Origin of the sequence: Pseudomonas sp. JV245A (genome assembly GCF_032424515.1) — a bacterium.
Lineage (GTDB): Bacteria > Pseudomonadota > Gammaproteobacteria > Pseudomonadales > Pseudomonadaceae > Aquipseudomonas > Aquipseudomonas protegens.
This window is the reverse complement of sequence record NZ_VYKE01000016.1, coordinates 1-19,215: the sequence shown is the minus strand read 5'-3', so window position 1 is coordinate 19,215 and position 19,215 is coordinate 1. Positions and strand designations below refer to the sequence as shown.

Annotated in this window: 17 protein-coding genes and 1 other RNA gene; 1 reads left to right on the top strand and 17 read right to left on the bottom strand. The window is 62.1% G+C overall.

The features are described from left to right. Window positions 1–17: 17 nt before the first annotated feature. The 17 genes from ftsZ to rsmI all read right to left on the bottom strand — a co-directional run bounded on the left by ftsZ (window position 18) and on the right by rsmI (window position 18,392). Window positions 18–1,211, bottom strand: a complete 1,194-nt coding sequence (gene ftsZ, locus F6S12_RS07200) for a cell division protein FtsZ (protein WP_011063305.1) — start codon at window positions 1,209–1,211, stop codon at window positions 18–20. Window positions 1,212–1,283: 72 nt separating this feature from the next. Beyond that, entirely contained in the window at window positions 1,284–2,543 is a 1,260-nt protein-coding gene (ftsA, locus tag F6S12_RS07195; RefSeq protein ID WP_011063306.1) for a cell division protein FtsA, read from the bottom strand. A 14-nt stretch (window positions 2,544–2,557) separates the two neighbouring features. After that, window positions 2,558–3,424 (bottom strand): cell division protein FtsQ/DivIB, encoded by an 867-nt coding sequence (locus F6S12_RS07190; protein WP_015636926.1) that lies wholly within the window; start codon window positions 3,422–3,424, stop codon window positions 2,558–2,560. Window positions 3,425–3,428: 4 nt separating this feature from the next. Further along, window positions 3,429–4,385 (bottom strand): D-alanine--D-alanine ligase, encoded by a 957-nt coding sequence (locus F6S12_RS07185; protein WP_011063308.1) that lies wholly within the window; start codon window positions 4,383–4,385, stop codon window positions 3,429–3,431. Beyond that, window positions 4,382–5,836, bottom strand: coding sequence for a UDP-N-acetylmuramate--L-alanine ligase (gene murC / locus F6S12_RS07180; RefSeq protein ID WP_011063309.1), 1,455 nt, complete (start codon window positions 5,834–5,836; stop codon window positions 4,382–4,384). The genes F6S12_RS07185 and murC overlap by 4 nt, the downstream gene beginning before the upstream one ends. Then, the gene (gene murG, locus F6S12_RS07175; RefSeq protein ID WP_065365214.1) at window positions 5,829–6,899 is read right to left on the bottom strand and encodes an undecaprenyldiphospho-muramoylpentapeptide beta-N-acetylglucosaminyltransferase; all 1,071 of its coding nucleotides are present in this window, start codon (window positions 6,897–6,899) and stop codon (window positions 5,829–5,831) included. Before murG ends, murC begins: the two co-directional genes overlap by 8 nt. Next, window positions 6,889–8,106: a putative lipid II flippase FtsW gene (gene ftsW, locus F6S12_RS07170; RefSeq protein WP_011063311.1), complete on the bottom strand. Its 1,218-nt coding sequence runs from the start codon at window positions 8,104–8,106 to the stop codon at window positions 6,889–6,891. Before ftsW ends, murG begins: the two co-directional genes overlap by 11 nt. Continuing rightward, the gene (gene murD, locus F6S12_RS07165; RefSeq protein ID WP_236203320.1) at window positions 8,103–9,449 is read right to left on the bottom strand and encodes a UDP-N-acetylmuramoyl-L-alanine--D-glutamate ligase; all 1,347 of its coding nucleotides are present in this window, start codon (window positions 9,447–9,449) and stop codon (window positions 8,103–8,105) included. The genes ftsW and murD overlap by 4 nt, the downstream gene beginning before the upstream one ends. 5 nt (window positions 9,450–9,454) lie before the next feature. Further along, window positions 9,455–10,537, bottom strand: a complete 1,083-nt coding sequence (gene mraY, locus F6S12_RS07160; protein WP_011063313.1) for a phospho-N-acetylmuramoyl-pentapeptide-transferase — start codon at window positions 10,535–10,537, stop codon at window positions 9,455–9,457. Further along, complete coding sequence (gene murF / locus F6S12_RS07155) at window positions 10,537–11,904, bottom strand: UDP-N-acetylmuramoyl-tripeptide--D-alanyl-D-alanine ligase (RefSeq protein WP_315868805.1); 1,368 nt, start codon at window positions 11,902–11,904, stop codon at window positions 10,537–10,539. The genes mraY and murF overlap by 1 nt, the downstream gene beginning before the upstream one ends. After that, complete coding sequence (locus tag F6S12_RS07150) at window positions 11,897–13,360, bottom strand: UDP-N-acetylmuramoyl-L-alanyl-D-glutamate--2,6-diaminopimelate ligase (protein ID WP_315868804.1); 1,464 nt, start codon at window positions 13,358–13,360, stop codon at window positions 11,897–11,899. Before F6S12_RS07150 ends, murF begins: the two co-directional genes overlap by 8 nt. Next, on the bottom strand, window positions 13,360–15,099 hold the full coding sequence (locus tag F6S12_RS07145; protein WP_047285249.1) for a peptidoglycan D,D-transpeptidase FtsI family protein: 1,740 nt from the start codon (window positions 15,097–15,099) through the stop codon (window positions 13,360–13,362). Before F6S12_RS07145 ends, F6S12_RS07150 begins: the two co-directional genes overlap by 1 nt. Further along, window positions 15,096–15,389, bottom strand: coding sequence for a cell division protein FtsL (gene ftsL / locus F6S12_RS07140; protein WP_011063317.1), 294 nt, complete (start codon window positions 15,387–15,389; stop codon window positions 15,096–15,098). Before ftsL ends, F6S12_RS07145 begins: the two co-directional genes overlap by 4 nt. Next, window positions 15,386–16,333 (bottom strand): 16S rRNA (cytosine(1402)-N(4))-methyltransferase RsmH, encoded by a 948-nt coding sequence (gene rsmH, locus F6S12_RS07135; protein WP_011063318.1) that lies wholly within the window; start codon window positions 16,331–16,333, stop codon window positions 15,386–15,388. The genes ftsL and rsmH overlap by 4 nt, the downstream gene beginning before the upstream one ends. Then, window positions 16,330–16,785, bottom strand: a complete 456-nt coding sequence (gene mraZ / locus F6S12_RS07130) for a division/cell wall cluster transcriptional repressor MraZ (protein WP_011063319.1) — start codon at window positions 16,783–16,785, stop codon at window positions 16,330–16,332. The genes rsmH and mraZ overlap by 4 nt, the downstream gene beginning before the upstream one ends. Before the next feature lie 308 nt (window positions 16,786–17,093). Continuing rightward, window positions 17,094–17,447: RNase P RNA component class A (gene rnpB, locus F6S12_RS07125), an RNA gene on the bottom strand. Between the two features lie 72 nt (window positions 17,448–17,519). Then, the gene (rsmI, locus tag F6S12_RS07120; protein ID WP_019093695.1) at window positions 17,520–18,392 is read right to left on the bottom strand and encodes a 16S rRNA (cytidine(1402)-2'-O)-methyltransferase; all 873 of its coding nucleotides are present in this window, start codon (window positions 18,390–18,392) and stop codon (window positions 17,520–17,522) included. A gap of 219 nt (window positions 18,393–18,611) precedes the next feature. On the opposite strand from rsmI, the gene F6S12_RS07115 reads away from it, so the two are divergent. Further along, window positions 18,612–19,215 (top strand): penicillin-binding protein activator (locus F6S12_RS07115; protein ID WP_315868803.1); only part of this gene is annotated, 604 nt, incomplete at its 3' end.

The following is a 19,215-nucleotide window of genomic DNA, read 5'->3' as shown; positions in this document are numbered from 1 at the left end:
ACCCCTGATGCATTCCATCAATCGGCCTGACGACGCAGGAATGCCGGGATGTCCAGGTAGTCCAGATCATCTTGCGGATTCAGCTTCGCCGCGGTCGCTGCGTTCGACTGCGCCTGATTGCGCATGACGGTCGGACGGTCCAGGTCACGGTAGTTCACCGACGGCAGTTCCTGGCGAGCAGGGGCTGGCGCTTGGGACTGGGCGGACATGGAAGTCTGGACGGTGTTGTCGATGACCTTCACAGGCTTCTCGATTTTTGCGCCCAGGCCGGTGGCCACTACGGTTACATGCAGCTCGTCACGCATGTCCGGATCGATAACGGTACCGACCTTGACCATGGCGTGTTCGGAAGCGAAGGCCTCGATGATGCTACCCACGTCGGAGTACTCGCCCAGGGACAAGTCAGGACCGGCGGTGATGTTCACCAGGATGCCGCGTGCGCCTTCCAGGTTCACGTCTTCCAGCAGCGGGTTGCGGATCGCCGCTTCAGTGGCTTCACGTGCACGGTTCGGACCGCTGGCGCAGCCAGTGCCCATCATCGCCATGCCCATTTCGCTCATCACGGTACGTACGTCGGCGAAGTCGACGTTGATCATGCCCGGACGCTTGATGATGTCGGAAATACCGCGAACGGCACCGGCCAACACGTCGTCCGCCTTGGCGAAAGCCGACAGCAGGCTGGCGTCCTTGCCGAGGATGGTCAGCAGTTTCTCGTTGGGGATGGTGATCAACGAGTCGACGCTTTCGCTCAGCGCGCGGATGCCCTCATCGGCGATCTGCATGCGCTTGCGGCCTTCGAACGGGAACGGACGGGTCACCACCGCAACGGTGAGAATGCCCATTTCCTTGGCCACTTCAGCAATGATCGGCGCCGCACCGGTACCGGTACCGCCGCCCATGCCGGTGGTGATGAACACCATGTTGGTGCCCGCCAGTACTTCAGCGATACGCTCACGGTCTTCCAGGGCGGCTTGACGGCCGACTTCCGGATTGGCACCCGCACCCAGGCCCTTGGTCACGCCGGTACCCAGTTGCAGGATGGTCCGCGCGCCGATGTTTTTCAGCGCTTGAGCATCAGTGTTGGCGCAGATGAACTCGACGCCTTCGATGTTGCTCTTGACCATGTGATTGACCGCGTTGCCGCCGCCACCGCCAACACCGATAACCTTGATTACCGGACTTTGCGGGATGTTGTCTACGAGTTCGAACATTTTCCCTCTCCTTTCATTTCTCTAGTTTTTCGCCTACTGCCTACTGCTTTGAAACGGTGTTGCGGTAAATCTTTAGAAGTTGCCCTGTACCCAGCTCTTGATGCGATCGAGCAGTGCCGCCTTGGGCTCGTCGCTGCTGTAGCTGTCGCGGCTGCCGATGCCGGAGAACGAGATGCCGTCGGACTGTTTCTGCAGCCCATACAGCAGCAAGCCGACACCGGTGGAATAGATCGGGTTGCGCACCACGTCGGACAGGCCCTTGACACTGTGGGGTACGCCCAGGCGAACCGGCATGTGGAAAATTTCCTCGGCCAGTTCCACCGCGCCTTCCATCTTCGAAGTGCCGCCAGTGAGCACGATGCCCGCCGGGATCAGGTCTTCGTAGCCACTGCGGCGCAGTTCGGCCTGGATCAGGGTGAACAGTTCGTCGTAACGCGGTTCGACCACCTCGGCCAGGGCCTGGCGCGACAGTTCGCGCGGTGGGCGGTCGCCAACGCTTGGCACCTTGATGGTTTCGCCGGCACCGGCCAGCTTGGCCAGGGCGCAGGCGTAACGGATCTTGATTTCCTCGGCGTACTGGGTCGGGGTACGCAGGGCCATGGCGATGTCGTTGGTCACCTGGTCGCCGGCAATCGGAATCACCGCGGTGTGGCGGATCGCGCCTTCGGTGAAGATCGCCATGTCGGTGGTGCCGCCGCCGATGTCCACCAGGCACACGCCCAGCTCTTTCTCGTCGTCGGTGAGCACCGAGTAGGCCGAAGCCAGTTGCTCGAGGATGATGTCGTCGATTTCCAGGCCGCAGCGGCGCACGCATTTTTCGATATTCTGCGCGGCATTCACTGCACAGGTGACCACGTGCACCTTGGCTTCCAGGCGTACGCCGGACATGCCCAGGGGTTCACGCACGCCTTCCTGGTTGTCGATCACGTAATCCTGCGGCAGGGTGTGCAGAACCCGCTGGTCAGCCGGGATCGCCACGGCCTGGGCAGCGTCGAGGACCCGCTCCAGGTCCGCCGAGCTGACTTCACGGTCGCGAATCGCCACGATGCCGTGGGAGTTCAGGCTGCGGATGTGATTGCCCGCCACACCGACGAACGCCGAGTGGATACGGCAGCCCGCCATCAGTTGCGCCTCTTCCACCGCACGCTGGATCGACTGCACGGTGGATTCGATATTCACCACCACGCCCTTCTTCAGGCCGCGGGAAGGATGGGTGCCGATGCCGACGATTTCCAGCGAGCCATCGGCCGCGACTTCGCCCACCAGCGCCACAACCTTGGAGGTACCGATATCCAGGCCGACGATCATTTTGCCGCTTTGCACATTTGCCATGGTCCTGCCTCTTCTTAATTCTTCGCGACGGCAGGTTGCGCCGTCGTGGGTGCCGCCGGATCGCGCCAGCCGACGGCCAGGCCGTTGGCGTAGCGCAGATCGATGCGCGCGATGTTCGTGATCTGTTCTTTCAGCGTTTTTTCATAAATGGCAATGAAGCGGCGCATCTTCTCCACCAGGTGATCGCGGCCCAGGAGCAGTTCGATACCCGGGCCGGCACTGCCGGCGCCGGTGGTCAGGAACCAGCTGCCGCGCTCGCGCAGCTCCAGACGGGCGATCGAAAAGCCCAGCGGCCGCAGCATCTGGCTCAACACCTGATACTGCTGCATCACTTGCTGCTGGGCCCGCTGCGGCCCGAACAACTGCGGCAAGTGCTCATAGTTCGCCAGTTCACGCGGGGTGAAGGCCTGGCCCTGGTTGTTCAACAGCGCCTCGTCGCCCCAGCGGGCCACCGGCAGTTGTTCTTCCAGGCGAATCACCACTTGGTCCGGCCACACCCGACGTACCTCGGCGTGGGCGATCCAGGGCATCTGCTCCAGCTCGGTGCGCATGCTCGCCAGGTCGATGGTGAAGAAGCTCGCCGCGACATAAGGCGCGATCCGCTGCTGCACCGCCTGCTGGCTGATGTAGCTCAAGTCCCCCTGCACCGCGATCTTGGTGATCGGGCGGTCGGCGTACGGCAGCAGGCGCTGGGCCCCTTCATAGGTGCCAAACCCCAGAGCCACCAGCAGCACCGGCCAGAACAAGCTTTTCAGAAAGCCGAAGTTGGCTTTCGGCAGGCGCGCCGACATCGGCTCTTTGGCCACCATTCGGCTGGCACCCCGCGGCACCGGCTTGCGGCCGGGTGCGGGTTGCTGATGACGAAGCGACGCGCCTTGCATGGACTTAACCTCTCGCCTCAAGACTGGCTGCCAGGATGGCCAATACCAGTTGCTGGAAATCCAGGCCGGCCGCGCGGGCCGCCATCGGAACCAGACTGTGATCGGTCATGCCCGGAGCGGTATTCACTTCCAGGAACCAGAACTGCCCCTGGGCGTCCTGCATCACGTCGGCACGTGCCCAACCGGCGATACCGAGCGCCTCACAGGCTTTCGCCGTGAGTTCCATGAGTTCCTGTTCCTTGGAGCTGTCGAGCCCGCACGGGATCCGGTACTGGGTATCGGAAGCCAGGTACTTGGCGTCGTAGTCGTAAAATGTGTGGGGAGTGCCCAGGGCGATGGGTGGCAGCACCTGGTCACGCAGGGTCGCGATGGTGAACTCCGGACCCTGGATCCATTGCTCGACCAACACTTGCGAATCGTAGGTACTGGCCGCCTTCCATGCGTCGATCAATTCGGACGCGGAAGTCACCTTGGCCATACCGATACTGGAGCCTTCATGAGCCGGTTTGACGATCAAAGGCAGGCCCAGTTCCGCCACCGCGGAAATACAATCGGCCTCGGAGCTCAATACGGCGTGGCGCGGCGTCGGAATGCCCAGGCTGTGCCAGACCTGCTTGGTACGCAGTTTGTCCATGGCCAGGGCCGAAGCGAGGATGCCGCTGCCGGTGTAAGGAATCCCCAGGCACTCCAGCAGCCCTTGCATGCTGCCGTCTTCACCGCCACGACCGTGGAGAATGATGAAGGCACGATCGATCTTCTCGCTCAAGAGACGTTGCAGCAGATCATCGCCGACGTCGATGCCGAAGGCGTTCACACCGCCGCTCTGCAGCGCTTCAAGCACGGCCTTGCCGGACTTGAGCGACACTTCGCGTTCGGCGCTCTTGCCACCGTAAAGAACGGCGACGCGACCGAAATCGCTCGGTTTCACGGTAGAGAACAGGTTGGCGTAGGCAGCGGTCATTTCGCCCCCTTGCCAGCGGCTACAGCACCGGCGAACAGCGGGCTGCCGAGCAGTTTTGGCGCCAGGCCACCGATGTCACCGGCACCCTGACACAGCAGGATGTCACCGGCGCGCAGCAACGGCTTGACCAGCGGTGCCAGGTCGACCCCACGCTCGATGTAGATCGGGTCCAGTTGGCCACGCTGACGGATGCTGTGGCACAACTGACGGCTGTCGGCGCCCGGGATCGGCTCTTCGCCGGCCGGGTAGACCTCCATCAGCAGCAATACGTTGGCATCGGCCAGTACCTGCACGAAGTCGTCGTACAGGTCGCGGGTACGGCTGAAACGGTGCGGCTGGTAGACCATCACCAGGCGGCGTTCCGGCCAGCCACCGCGCACGGCCTTGATCACCGCAGCGACTTCGGTCGGGTGGTGACCGTAGTCGTCCACCAGCATCACGTTGCCCCCTTCCACTGGCAGTTCGCCATAGACCTGGAAGCGTCGGCCCACACCCTGGAAGCCCGACAGGCCCTGGACAATGGCTTCATCGCTGATGCCTTCGTCGGTGGCGATGCAGATGGTCGCCAGGGAGTTCAGCACGTTGTGGTTGCCCGGCATGTTCACCGACACGTCCAGCGGCTCGCGGTCGCGACGCAGTACGGTGAAGAAGGTCTGCATGCCTTGCTGGCGTACATTGATGGCGCGCACGTCGGCTTCTTCGCTGAAGCCGTAGGTCACGGTCGGACGCTTGACCTGCGGCAGGATCTCGCGCACCACCGGATCGTCCAGGCACATCACTGCCAGCCCGTAGAACGGCAGGTTGTGCAGGAAGTCGACAAAGGTTTTCTTCAGTTTGTTGAAGTCACCGTCGTAGGTCGCCATATGGTCGGCGTCGATGTTGGTGACCACAGCCACCAGCGGTTGCAGGTGCAGGAAGCTGGCATCGCTTTCGTCGGCTTCGGCAATCAGGTAACGGCTGGTGCCCAGTTGTGCATTGGTGCCCGCTGCATTCAGCCGCCCGCCGATGACGAACGTCGGGTCCAGGCCGCCAGCGGCGAATACCGAGGCCAGCAGGCTGGTGGTGGTGGTCTTGCCGTGGGTGCCGGCCACGGCCACGCCGTGACGGTAGCGCATCAGTTCGGCGAGCATTTCCGCCCGCGGCACCACTGGAATACGCCGTTCCAGAGCGGTGGCAACTTCCGGGTTGGAGGTGTTCACGGCGCTGGAAACCACCAGCACATCGGCATTGGCAGCGTTCTCGGCGCGGTGGCCGATGAAAATCTGTGCGCCAAAGGACTCCAGGCGCTCGGTAACCGGCGATGCCTTGAGGTCGGAACCGGAAACCTGGTAGCCCAGGTTCAGCAGCACTTCAGCAATCCCGCACATGCCCACGCCGCCGATACCGACGAAGTGGATGCGGCGGATGCGGCGCATTTCCGGCTGCGGCATGGCTTTCTGATTCTCAACCATGGGCCACCTCCAGGCAGATATTCACTACGTCGTGGGTGGCGCCGGGCTTGGCCAGGCGGCGGGCGGCCTGGGCCATGTTGTCGAGTCGTTCTGGTTGCATCAAAACCTCTGTCAGGCGAGCGGCAAGGTCCGCAGCACCAGTCGTTCTTTGCGGCATCAGGAAGGCAGCACCTTCACGAGCCAAATATTCGGCATTGCGGGTCTGGTGGTCGTCGATCGCGTGGGGCAAAGGCACCAGCATCGAGGGCAGACCGGCGGCAGCCAGTTCGCTGACGGTCAACGCGCCTGCGCGACAGACCACCAGGTCGGCCCAGCCATAGGCTTGGGCCATGTCTTTGATAAAGGGCTGCACCTGCGCCTCGACGCCGGCGGCGCGATAGCGCTCTGCAGTGACTTCATCGTGGTTTTTGCCGGCCTGGTGGAACACCTCCGGGCGCAGCTCGGGGGCGACCTGTGCCAAGGCTTCCGGCAACAGCTTGTTCAACGGCTCTGCGCCCAGGCTTCCGCCCAGGATCAGCAAACGCGCCTTGCGTCCGGCCAGGGCCTCGCGCGGTGTTTCGAGGAACAGTTCGGTGCGTACCGGGTTGCCCGTGGTGCGCCGGCTTTGCGAGGCACCGAAGGTGTCCGGGAAAGCTTCGCAGACTCGGGCAGCCAACGGCACCAGCAGCCGATTGGCGGTACCGGCCACGGCGTTCTGTTCGTGAACGATGACCGGCACCCCGGACAACTTCGCGGCAACTCCACCAGGGCCGGTCACATAACCGCCAAAACCCAGGACACAGACCGGCTTCAACTGGCGAATGACCCGCCACGCCTGGAGCACGGCCTTGATCAACACGAACGGCGCCTTGAGCAGGGACAGCTTGCCCTTGCCCCGCAAACCGCTGACGTTGATCAGGTGCAACGGCAACCCGGCCGCAGGCACCAGATCGTTTTCGATGCCACGTGGGGTGCCTAGCCAGTGCACGGTGTAGCCACGGGCCTGGAACTCGCGGGCGCAGGCCAGTGCCGGGAACACGTGGCCTCCGGTGCCGCCGGCCATGATCAGGACATTAGCGCCCATGGCTCGGCTCCTCGGCAAAGTCACTTTCACTGAACTCCATCTCTTCACTGCCCAGGTGGGTCCTGCTCTCCCATTCGATACGCAGCAACAACCCCAGACAGGCGCAGCAGATCACCAGCGAGCTGCCGCCATAACTGAGGAAAGGCAAGGTCAGGCCCTTGGTCGGCAACAGGCCGACGTTCACCCCGATGTTGATCAGGAATTGACCAATCCACAGAAACGACAGTCCGTAGGCGACATAGGCGGCAAAGAACTGCTTGGCCTTTTCCGCCCACAGGCCGATGTACATGCCGCGGATACAGACAAAGACGAACAGCGCCACCGTGCACAGCGAACCGACGGCGCCCAGCTCTTCAGCCAGTACCGAGAACACGAAGTCTGTGTGGGCCTCCGGCAGGTAGAACTGTTTCTGCACGCTGTTGCCCAGGCCGACGCCCAGCCACTCGCCGCGACCAAAGGCGATCAACGCCTGGGACAGCTGGTAGCCGGCACCGAACTGGTCGGCCCAGGGGTCGGCGAAGTTGGTCAGACGAGCCATACGATAGGGTTGCATCTGGATCAGCAGCACCACCGCGGCAACCGCCAGCACCACCATCAGGGAAAACCGGAACAGCCCGACCCCTCCCAGGAACAGCATGGCCGCAGCGGCGCCCATCATTACGACAGTGGCGCCGAAGTCCGGCTCCATCAGCAGCAGGCCAGCCATGGGCAGCAGCACGATGAACGGCTTGAAGAAGCCCATCCAGCTCTCGCGCACTTCTTTCTGGCGCCGCACCAGGTAACCGGCGAGGTAGATCACCACGAACACCTTGGCGATCTCGGAAGGCTGGACGTTGAAAAAGCTGAAGCCGATCCAGCGCATCGAACCGTTCACTTCCCGGCCGATCCCCGGAATGATCACCATCACCAGCAGGCCAAAGGCACCGATCAGCATCAACCAGCCCAGGCGCTGCCAGGTGGCGATCGGGATCATCATGGTTACGATGCAGGCCCCCAGGCCCAGCAGGATGTAGATCAGGTGGCGAATCATGTAGTACAGGGCGCTGCCCGACTGCGCCGCCGCCACTTCAGTGGAGGCCGAGGCAATCATGACCAGGCCCAGGCCGAGCAGGGTCAGGCAACCGGCGAGCATCGGGAAATCGAGGTCGATGCCCCGACCGGTGATGATCGGCGATGGATAGGGCTTGATGATGTTTCTCAGGTTCATGCCAGTTCCTCCACAACGCGGACGAACTGGTGGCCACGGTCTTCGTAGTTCTTGAACATGTCGAAACTGGCGCAGGCCGGCGACAGCAGCACCACATCACCGGGCTGGGCAGTGACGCGGCATTGCTCCACGGCTTCCTGCAGCGAGCCGACACGAATCAGCGGCACGGCGTCACCGATGGCTTCGCCGATCTGATCGGAGTCGCGCCCCATCAGGATCACCGCGCGGCAATTAGCCGCCACCGGGCCGCGCAGATCCTTGAAGTCGGCGCCCTTGCCGTCACCACCGGCGATCAGCACGATCTTGCCTTCGATGTCGGCGCCAAGGCCTTCGATGGCCGCCAGGGCGGCGCCCACGTTGGTGGCCTTGGAGTCGTTGTAGTACGCCACGCCATCCAGGTCGCGAACCCACTGGCAGCGATGCTCGAGGCCGGCGAAAGTGCGCAGCGCCGCGAGCATGGCGTCGAACGGCAAGCCCACTGCATGACCCAGGGCCAAGGCTGCCAGGGCGTTGGACTGGTTATGGGCGCCGCGGATCTTCAGCTCGCGCACGGGCATCAGGTTCTGGAACTCGAAGGCCAGGTACTTCTCGCCGTCCTCTTCGCGCAGGCCGAAGGCCTTGAAATCAGGCTTGCTCAGGCCGAAGGTCCAGCATGGCAGGCCTTCACCGATCAATGGCCGGGTCAGAGCGTCCTGGCGGTTGAACACCACCTGCCGGGCGCCACGGAAGATCCGGTGCTTGGCCAGGTGGTAGGCCGGCAGGCCGCTGTAACGGTCCATGTGGTCTTCGCTGATGTTGAGCACGGTGGCCACTTCGGCGCCCAACTGGTCGGTGGTCTCCAGCTGGAAGCTGGACAGTTCCATCACGTACAGCTCGACGTCATCGCTGAGCAGGTCCAGGGCCGGGGTCCCGAGGTTGCCGCCGACCGCCACGCGCTTGCCCGCCGCCGCTGCCATCTCGCCCACCAGGGTGGTCACGGTGCTCTTGGCGTTGGAACCACTGATTGCCACGATCGGTGCCTTTGCGTTACGCGCGAACAGCTCGATATCACCGGACAATTTCACCCCACGGGCTGCAGCAGCCTGCAGGGCCGGGGTCGCCAGGGCCAGGCCGGGGCTCACGTAGAGCTCGTCGGCACGGCACAGGAAGTCCACGTCCAGCTCGCCACAACGCACCTCCACCTGCGGGTAGTCACGCCGCAGCGTGGCCAGCTCAGGTGGATTTTCCCGCGTATCGGCCACCGCAAAGGCAACGCCCCGGCTCGCCAGGAAGCGAACCAGGGACATGCCGCTCTTGCCGAGGCCGACAACGATGCGGAAGTGGTCAGAAGCGATCAGAGACACTCGTTCTACCTCAGCTTCAGGGTGGCAAGGCCGATCAGCACCAGAATCACGGTGATGATCCAGAAACGGACGATCACGCGCGGCTCGGGCCAGCCCTTGAGTTCAAAATGGTGGTGAATCGGCGCCATGCGAAACACACGGCGGCCGGTCAACTTGAAGGAGGCAACCTGGATCACCACGGACAGGGTTTCCATCACGAACACGCCGCCCATGATGAACAGAACGATTTCCTGACGGACGATGACCGCGATAGTGCCCAGGGCCGCGCCCAGCGCCAGGGCGCCAACATCACCCATGAACACCTGCGCCGGGTAAGTGTTGAACCACAAGAAGCCCAGGCCCGCGCCAATCAGCGCACCACAGAAGACAATCAGCTCTCCCGCCCCGGGGACATAGGGAATCAGCAGGTATTCGGCGAACTTCACGTTACCCGACAGGTAGCAGAAGATCCCCAGCGCACCGCCCACCATCACCGTCGGCATGATCGCCAGGCCATCGAGGCCATCGGTCAGGTTGACCGCGTTGCTCGAACCGACGATGACGAAATAGGTCAGGACCACGAAGCCGATGCCAAGGGGAATGCTCACGTCCTTGAGCATCGGAATCAGCAGAGTGGTTTCCACCGGACTCTGGGCAGTCATATAAAGGAAGATCGCCGCGCCCAGGCCGAACACCGATTGCCAGAAATACTTCCAGCGGCTGGGCAGGCCACGGGAATTCTTCTCGATCACCTTGCGATAGTCGTCGACCCAGCCGATGGCGCCAAAGGCCAGGGTCACCAGCAACACGACCCACACATAGTGGTTGCGCAGGTCGGCCCACAGCAGGGTGCTGATACCGATGGCCGAGAGAATCAGCGCGCCGCCCATGGTCGGTGTGCCCGATTTGGACAGGTGAGATTGCGGACCATCGTTACGCACGGACTGGCCGATCTGGCGGTTCTGCAGAGTACGGATCATCCACGGCCCCAGGCACAGCGCCAAAGACAGCGCAGTCAGTACCCCGAGGATCCCGCGCAGGGTCAGGTACTGAAAGACCGCGAAGCCTTTGTAGAACTGTTGCAGGTACTCCGCTAGCAGCAGCAGCATCAATGTTTCTCCGTACTGGAGCCGCACAAAGCCGCGACGATGTTTTCCATCACCGCGCTGCGCGATCCTTTGATCAAAATGGTGGTATTTGGGTCTCGCTCGACGCCCAGGGCGGCAATCAGGTCAGCCTGGCTGGCGAAGTGGCGCGCGTGCTCGCCGAAGGCGGCAACGGCATGAGCCATCATCGGGCCTACGGCGTAGAGGGCCGAAACCTTGCCAGCGGCATATGCACCTACTTCGCGGTGCCCCTGCTCCGCCCACTCGCCCAACTCGCCGATGTCTCCGAGCACCAGGACGGTGCGGCCGGAAAAGCCGGCGAGTATATCAACGGCGGCGCACATTGAGGTGGGGTTTGCGTTGTAAGTGTCATCAATGACCCGCATGCCGTTCTTGGCCAGTTGGGCGACGGTACGCCCCTTGACCGGCTGCACCGCATTCAGGCCGGTGACGATGCCGAACAGCGAGACGCCCATGGCGTGGGCCGCGGCTGCCGCAGCCAGGGCATTGGCAACGTTATGGGTGCCCAGCAGGTTCAATTGCACCGCCTCCACACCCTTGGGGCTGTGCAACTTGAAGGATGGGCAGCCACGGGCATCGCGACCGATATCGGAGGCAAAGAAATCGGCAGAGCTGTCAGTCAGGGCGAAGCTCAGCACCTGACGGCCGGCAGCACGGGCCTTCCAGATAGGGAAAGCCTTGTCGTCCAGGTTGAGCACGGCGATCCCGGCGCTATCGAGGCCCTCCAGGATTTCCCCCTTGGCCTCGACAATCTTCTCCGGCCCGCCAAACTCACCGACGTGAGCGGTACCGGCGTTATTGATGATCGCTACGTGGGGGCGAGTCATGGCCACGGTGTAGGCAATCTCGCCGATGCGCGAAGCGCCCAGCTCTATCACTGCGGCTGTGTGTTCCGGGGCCAGTTCCAGCAGGGTCAGGGGCGCACCCAGGTCATTGTTCAGGTTGCCCCGAGTGGCGTGTACCGGACCACGGGTGCGCAGGATGCTGGCGAGCATTTCCTTGACCGTGGTCTTGCCGCTGGAGCCGGTTACCGCAGCGACCGGGCGGCTGAACGCGGCGCGATTGAGCGCACCCAACTGCCCCAGCGCCAGGCGAGTGTCCTTGACCAGCAGTTGCGGCAGCGTGCTGTCGGGAACCTCACGTTCAACCAACGCCGCCACGGCGCCCTTGGCCGCCACTTCATTCAAGTAATCGTGGCCGTCAAAACGTGGGCCGGTCAGAGCAATAAACAGTTGGCCGGCCTGAATCGCCCGGCTATCGATACTGACGCCGCTAAAACGAGCATCGCCCGCGATCAGGCGGGCGTCCAATGGAGCCGAGACCTCACTGAGTTGCAGGGCTTTAAGCATGGCCCACCTCCCACGCGGTCAAGGCTTTGTCCGCCTCGGCGAGATCAGAAAAGTCATGTCGCTGGCCGTTTATTTCCTGGTAATCCTCATGGCCTTTACCGGCCAGCACCACCACGTCATCGGCCGACGCGGAAGCGATCAGGCGAGCAATGGCCAACCCGCGACCGGCTACGAATTCCACCTTTTCTGCCGCGCTGAAGCCGGCACGAATATCGTCGAAGATTTGGGCCGGCTCTTCGCTGCGCGGGTTGTCATCAGTCACCAGCACGCCGTCGGCCAGACGCTCGACCACCTCAGCCATCAACGGACGCTTGCCGCGGTCCCGGTCGCCGCCACAACCGAACAGGCACAGCAGGCGGCCCTTGGCATGCGGACGCAGGGCCAGCAAGACTTTTTCCAGGGCATCCGGGGTGTGGGCGTAATCCACCACCACCAGCGGCTGAGTACCACCACCCAGGCGCTGCATGCGTCCGGCGGGGCCTTCAAGCTTGGGCAGGGCCGCAAGAATTTCGTCCAGCGCGTACTCAAGACCCAGCAACGCACCTACCGCAGCCAGCACGTTGCTCAGGTTGAAGCGCCCGAGCAGGCAACTGCGCAGGTGGTGCTCACCCTGCGGGGTCACCAGGGTCGCGCGCACGCCATCATCGTCAAAACGCGCTTCGCGGCAGTACAGATAGGCAGCGGTGTCTTCGAGGCTGTAAGTGATCAGTCGTGACTCATGTTTGTCCGCCGCCAGTTGCCGGCCAAAATCGTCGTCGAGGTTGATCACCCGGCAACGCAGGTCGTTCCAGGCAAAGAGCTTGGCCTTGGCTGCGCCATAGGCTTCCATGGTCCCGTGGTAATCCAGATGGTCACGGGACAGGTTGGTCAGCACCGCCACATCGAAAGCCAGTGCCGCCACGCGCCCCTGATCCAGGCCATGGGACGAGACCTCCATGGCCACCGCCTTGGCTCCTGCATTCTTCAGGTCCGCCAGGGTGGCCTGCACGGCAATCGGGTTCGGCGTGGTGTGCATCCCGCTTTGCAGCGCGCCATGAAACCCGGTCCCCAGGGTACCCACCAGGCCACAACGCTGGCCGAGCAGATCCAGGGCCTGAGCCACCAGTTGGGTAACGCTGGTCTTGCCGTTGGTGCCGGTCACGCCCACCAGGTTCAACTGGCGGCTCGGGTCACCATAGAAGCGCCCGGCTATGTCCGACAGCTGCGCCGCCAGGCCCTTGACCGGAATCAGCGGTACATCGGTCAGCGGCAACACAGTTGCCCCTTCCACTTCATAAGCCACCGCTGCAGCGCCGCGCTGCAGGGCATCGGCAATGTGCGCACGCCCATCGAACTTGGCGCCGGGCACTGCAAGAAACAGGTCCCCGGCCCGCACGTTACGGCTGTCCAGGGTCAACTCACGAATCAGCAGATCGCGACCGGCGTGGGCGAAAATCTTGTTCAGGCTAAGAGACATCAGCCGCGCCCTCCATTGGCTCGTACAGGGGTGCCGGATGCGGCGTTGGCCTGCTGCGTGGTCGGCAGGTTGTCCGGGGTGATGTTCATCAGGCGCAGGGTGCCGGACATCACTTTGCTGAAAACCGGCGCCGATACCAGGCCACCGAAGTAACCGGCTTTGCTCGGTTCGTCGATCACCACCACGATGGCGTAGCGTGGATCACTCATCGGACCGAAGCCGGCGAACAGCGAGCGGTAGGAGTTCTCGGCGTAGCCCTTGGTACCCACCGAGGTCTTGCGCGCGGTACCACTCTTGCCGGCCACGTGATAGGCCGGAACCTGTGCACGGAATACTCCGCGCGGGGCCTCGATCACTTGCTGCAGCATGCCCTGCATGGTCTTGGCGACATTTTCCGGAATCACCTGGGTGGTCTGCGGAGTCTTGTCGGACTTGATCAGTGTCAGCGGCGCAATACGGCCGTTGTTGGCCAATGCGGAAAAGGCGTGCACCAGCTGGATCGCGGTCACCGACAGGCCGTAGCCATAGGACAGGGTCGCGGTTTCCGCCTTGCGCCATTCGCGGTAGTTCGGCAGGTTGCCGACCCGTTCACCAGGGAAGCCGAGCCCCGTGTCCTGGCCCAGACCGATTTTCTGTGCCAGGCGGAAAATGGTTTCGCCGCCGATATCGAAGGCCACCTTACTCATGCCGACGTTACTGGAGTTGATCAGGATGCCGGTCAGGTCGAGTACCGGACCTTCGGTCTTGGAAACGTCACGGATGGTGTATTTGCCCAACTGCAGGGTGCCCGGGTAGACCTCGACGGTATCGCTGGGCTTCCAGCGTCCGGTTTCCAGTGCGGCACTCATGGAGATCGCTTTCATGGTCGAGCCAGGCTCGAACACGTCGATCATCGCGCGGTTGCGCATCATCGCCGGCTGCAGGTTGCGCCGGTTGTTCGGGTTGTAGGTCGGCTGGTTGACCATGGCCAGGATCTCGCCGGTCTTCACGTCCATGATCACCAGGCTGCCAGCCTTGGCACCGTTCTCGACGATGGCGTTGCGCAGCTCGCGGTTGGCCAGGTATTGCAGGCGCAGGTCAATCGACAACGCCAAGGGCTTGCCGGCCTTGGCGTTCTTGGTGACCTGGACGTCCTTGATCAGCCTGCCGCGCCGGTCCTTGATCACCTGGCGCTTGCCCGGAACCCCTGCGAGCCATTCGTCGTAGGCCAGTTCCACCCCTTCGCGACCGCGGTCGTCGATATCGGTGAAACCCACCATGTGCGCGGTTACTTCGCCGGCTGGATAGAAGCGTCGGAATTCCTCGATGCCATAGACACCGGGGACCTTCAGATCCAATACGGCCTGGCCCTGTTCAGGCGTCAGGCCTCGGACCAGATAGATGAACTCTTTATTGGCCTGGGCTTCAAGCCGCTCGGCCAGGGCTTTCGGGTCTTGGCCAAGTGCCATGGCCAGCGCCGGCCAGCGATCCTTGGCCAGCTGCATTTCCTTGGCATTGGCCCAGAGGGTGGTCACGGGCGTACTGACGGCCAGAGGCTCGCCATTGCGATCGGTGATCAGACCGCGGTGCGCGGGAATCGGAATGTGCCGGACACTGCGTGCATCGCCCTGCCCCTTGAGGAAGTCACGGTCGACCACTTGCAGGTCGATGATGCGCCAGGCAATCGCCGACACCATGACCGCCAGCAAACCCAGCACTACACGGAAACGCCATGGATAGAGCGCGCCTTCGAGCTTCATGGCGCCACCATGCGGACTTCGGCCGCGCCGGGAATGTGCATTTTCAACTGTTCGGTGGCCAGCACTTCAATGCGGCTGTGAGCAGTCCAGGTGCTTTGCTCAAGAATAAGACGGCCCCATTCGGCCTGGGCTTTGTCACGCACGCTCAACTCGCCGTACAGCGTATTAAGCAACTGACGGTTCCAGTGGGCGCTGTAGGACACCGCAATCGCGGAAACCAGAACGCCGACGAATAGCAGGAACATGAAAAAGCTTCCGCCCGGAAGTGGCTTGGCGAAAAGCTTGCTCACCGAAGCTTCTCCGCGACGCGCATGACGGCACTGCGGGCACGCGGGTTGGCCTTGAGCTCTGCCTCGGAGGCGAACTGCGCTTTGCCGTGGATCTTGATTTTCGGCACAAAGGCTTCGAAACGTACCGGCAGATTGCGCGGCAGGTTGTCCGATTCGCCCTTGACCAGACGACGCATGAACAATTTGACGATGCGGTCTTCCAGGGAGTGGAAGCTGATCACCACCAGGCGACCACCCACTTCCAGGGACTCCAGTGCAGCTTCAAGGCCAGCCTCGAGATCACCCAGTTCATTGTTGACGTGAATGCGCAGCCCCTGGAAAGCACGGGTAGCCGGGTTCTTGCCCTTCTCCCAAGCCGGGTTGGCGACTTTCAACACTTCAGCCAGATCGGCGGTACGCTCGAACGGCTGGATCTCGCGGCGCTCGACCACGGCTCGCGCCATGCGACCGGAGAAACGCTCCTCGCCGTACTCCTTGAATACCCGGGCAATTTCCTCTACCGGAGCGGTGGCGATGAACTGCGCAGCACTGATGCCGCGAGTCGGGTCCATGCGCATATCCAGCGGGCCGTCATTGAGAAAACTGAAGCCGCGTTCAGGGTCGTCCAGCTGCGGCGAAGACACCCCCAGATCCAGCAGGACACCGCTGACCTTGCCCGCCAGGCCGCGTTCGGCAACTTCCGAACCGAGCTCGGCGAAACTGCGCTGTACAACGACAAAGCGGCCGTCTTCGGCCGCTAGCGCTTGCCCGGTGGCAATCGCCTGGGGATCCTTGTCGAATCCGAGGAGGCGCCCCTGGGGCCCGAGCTTGCTGAGAATCAGCCGGCTATGCCCGCCACGCCCGAAGGTGCCATCCAGATAGCAGCCATCAGGACGTACGGCGAGAGCCTCGACGGCTTCGTCAAGCAGTACGGTGATGTGGTTAAAGCCGCTATCAATAGTCACAGGATCAAATCACGCAGTTCATCAGGCATGGCGCCCGGTTGTTGAATAGCTGCCAGGTCCGCTGCGGAAACAGCATTCCAGGCATCCTCGTCCCACAATTGGAACTTGTTCAGTTGGCCCACCAGCATTGCGCGCTTATCCAACTTGGCATATTCACGCAGGCGCGGAGGCACCAGAAAACGACCACTGCCATCGAGTTCAAGGTCGACGGCGTTACCAATCAGCAAACGCTGCAAACGACGGTTCTCTTCACGAAGAGAAGGCAGTGCGCGCAGTTTGGTTTCAATCAGCTCCCACTCATCGAGGGGGTAAACACACAAACAGGGATCAACGGCATCGATGGTGACGATTAACTGCCCGGAACTTCGCGAAACGAGCTCGTCACGATACCGGCTCGGCATGGCGAGACGGCCTTTTGCATCGAGACTGATAGCGTTAGCTCCGCGAAACACGTCAGCGTTTCTCCAAATTTTAGCGTTTTGCGCTCAAAAAACCCACTTCATGCCACTTTCCGCCACTTGCGCACACTATAGGAATGCGCCCACACCACCGTCAAGGCGCGCGGCGACGGAAAAGCCTTATAGAACGGAGATTTAGGAGACTTAAAGGAGAGGTAACGGGAATTCGAAGGGTGTTTCAGAGCATCAACTTCCGACAGCTCAATAAGCTGCAGCGCGAAGTTAAAGTAATTTATTAAGAGTAAGATTTTTTCGGTATTACAAAAACGCTTCTGCTATTGATTCAAGCAGGGAGGGAAAAGGTGGAGAGTCGATCTGTAAGCCGGGTTCTGTCGAGGACAGTCATTCCTCTACGATGGCCATCACTGGACATCTTTAGCAACCTACCCGGTTCCAGCGCGGGCCACGCCTTGGAACCCTATTTGGTCTTGCTCCGAGTGGGGTTTACCTAGCCACGAACTGTTACCAGACGTGCGGTGCGCTCTTACCGCACCTTTTCACCCTTACCGGCACCGAAGTGCTTAGGCGGTTATTTTCTGTGGCACTTTCCGTAGGCTCACGCCCCCCAGGCATTACCTGGCACTCCGCCCTATGGAGCCCGGACTTTCCTCCCCCCTCTAATTTTCATAGAGGGCAGCGACTGTCCAATCGACTCTCCGCCGCGCAGGTTAACGGCAGAGCGAACGAAGAACAAGCGCTAAAAGCCTTTGGCCACCCTGCTACGCAATTTATTGTTCTTTCTGTTTATCCAGGGCCACCTGATACAGCACATTCTTGCGCTCGCCGGTGATTTCCGCAGCCAAAGCAGCAGCCCGCTTCAGCGGCATTTCCTTGAGCAACAGGTCGAGGATACGCATCGACTCACTACTGATCGCCTCATCACTTTCCGGCGCTGTCCACCCCGCGACCAGCACCACGCACTCCCCACGCTGCTGATTGCTGTCGGACTCGACGAACTGGCGCAGCTCGGAAAGTGGCAGCCCCTTCAGGGTCTCGAAGGTCTTGGTCAATTCACGCGCCAGCAATGCCGGCCGCTCACCACCGAATACCGACTCCATATCCTGCAGGCATTCAAGTATGCGATGCGGCGCCTCATAGAAAATCAGCGTACGCGGCTCTTCCTTGACCGCTTCCAGCCGCGCCCTGCGCCCGACCGCCTTGGCCGGCAGAAAGCCTTCGAAGATGAACCGGTCTGAAGGCAAGCCCGCCGCCGACAACGCCGCGATCAGAGCACAAGCCCCCGGTACTGGAACCACATTGATACCCGCCGCCCGCGCCTGGCGCACCAGGTGGTAGCCGGGATCGGAAATCAGCGGCGTGCCCGCATCGGAGATCAAGGCGACATTATCCCCAGCCAGCAGACGAGTAATGAAGCGACTGCCCTCATCACGCTCGTTGTGCTCATGGCAGGCAGCCAGGGGCGTGGAAATACCAAAGTGCTGCATCAGGCGCTGGGAATGCCGGGTATCTTCGGCAGCGATCAACGACACCTCGCGCAACAGCTTCAAGGCCCGGGCGCTGATATCGTCCAGGTTGCCGATGGGCGTCGCCACCACATAAAGCGAGCCAGCAGCGGAATTCAAAGGACCTGGAGCAGTCAAAGCGCACACCTCTTGATCGGCAAAAGCGCCATTGTAGCGCGTTGAAGCATTCTCAATACGCCTTGCGATCAGCCGGTATGGCGCTGTGCCGCGACCTTTCAGGCAGCCAAGCAACATTTGCTTGAGCTAAATCGACGGTTTATCGCCAGTAACATCGCACCCCAGCCAGCGCTTGGGTACAATTCCACGCTCATTTGATCGAGTATCAGGAACACTTACATGATCGCTTGCCTGCGGCTGTTTCTTGCCCTCTGCCTGGCTACCCTTCTGGTGGCTTGCGCCAGCTCGCCCTCTTCCAGCCTTGGCGAACTTCCACGGACACCGGATGCCAGTATCGAGCAACTGCTCGAACAGGCCGCCACCAGCAAAACTCCGGAAAAAGCAGCCCTGCTGCGCCTGAGCGCCGCCGACCTGGCGTATCGTCAAGGCAATGCCGGACGCGCCGGACAAATCCTGCAGCAAGTGCCGCTGGATCAACTCAAGCCTGCCCAGCAAATCTTCGCCAGCACCCTGTCCGCAGAGCTGGCCCTGGTGCGCAACCAGCCAAAGGCTGCCCTCACCGCACTGAGCCATCCAAGCCTGCAACACCTGAGCGAACTGCCGGCAGCTCAACAGATTCGCACCGGCAGCGTTCATGCTCGCGCACTGGAAGCCGACGGCCAGACATTGGCCGCCGCCAAAGAGCGCATCGTTATCGCGCCCTTGCTCAAGGATGATGCAGCAGCCAAAAACCACGAAGCCATCTGGGCACTGATTGCCGCCCTGCCGACCGATCAGTTGCAGCCTGCCGGCAATGACGACCTGGCCGGCTGGATGAGCCTGG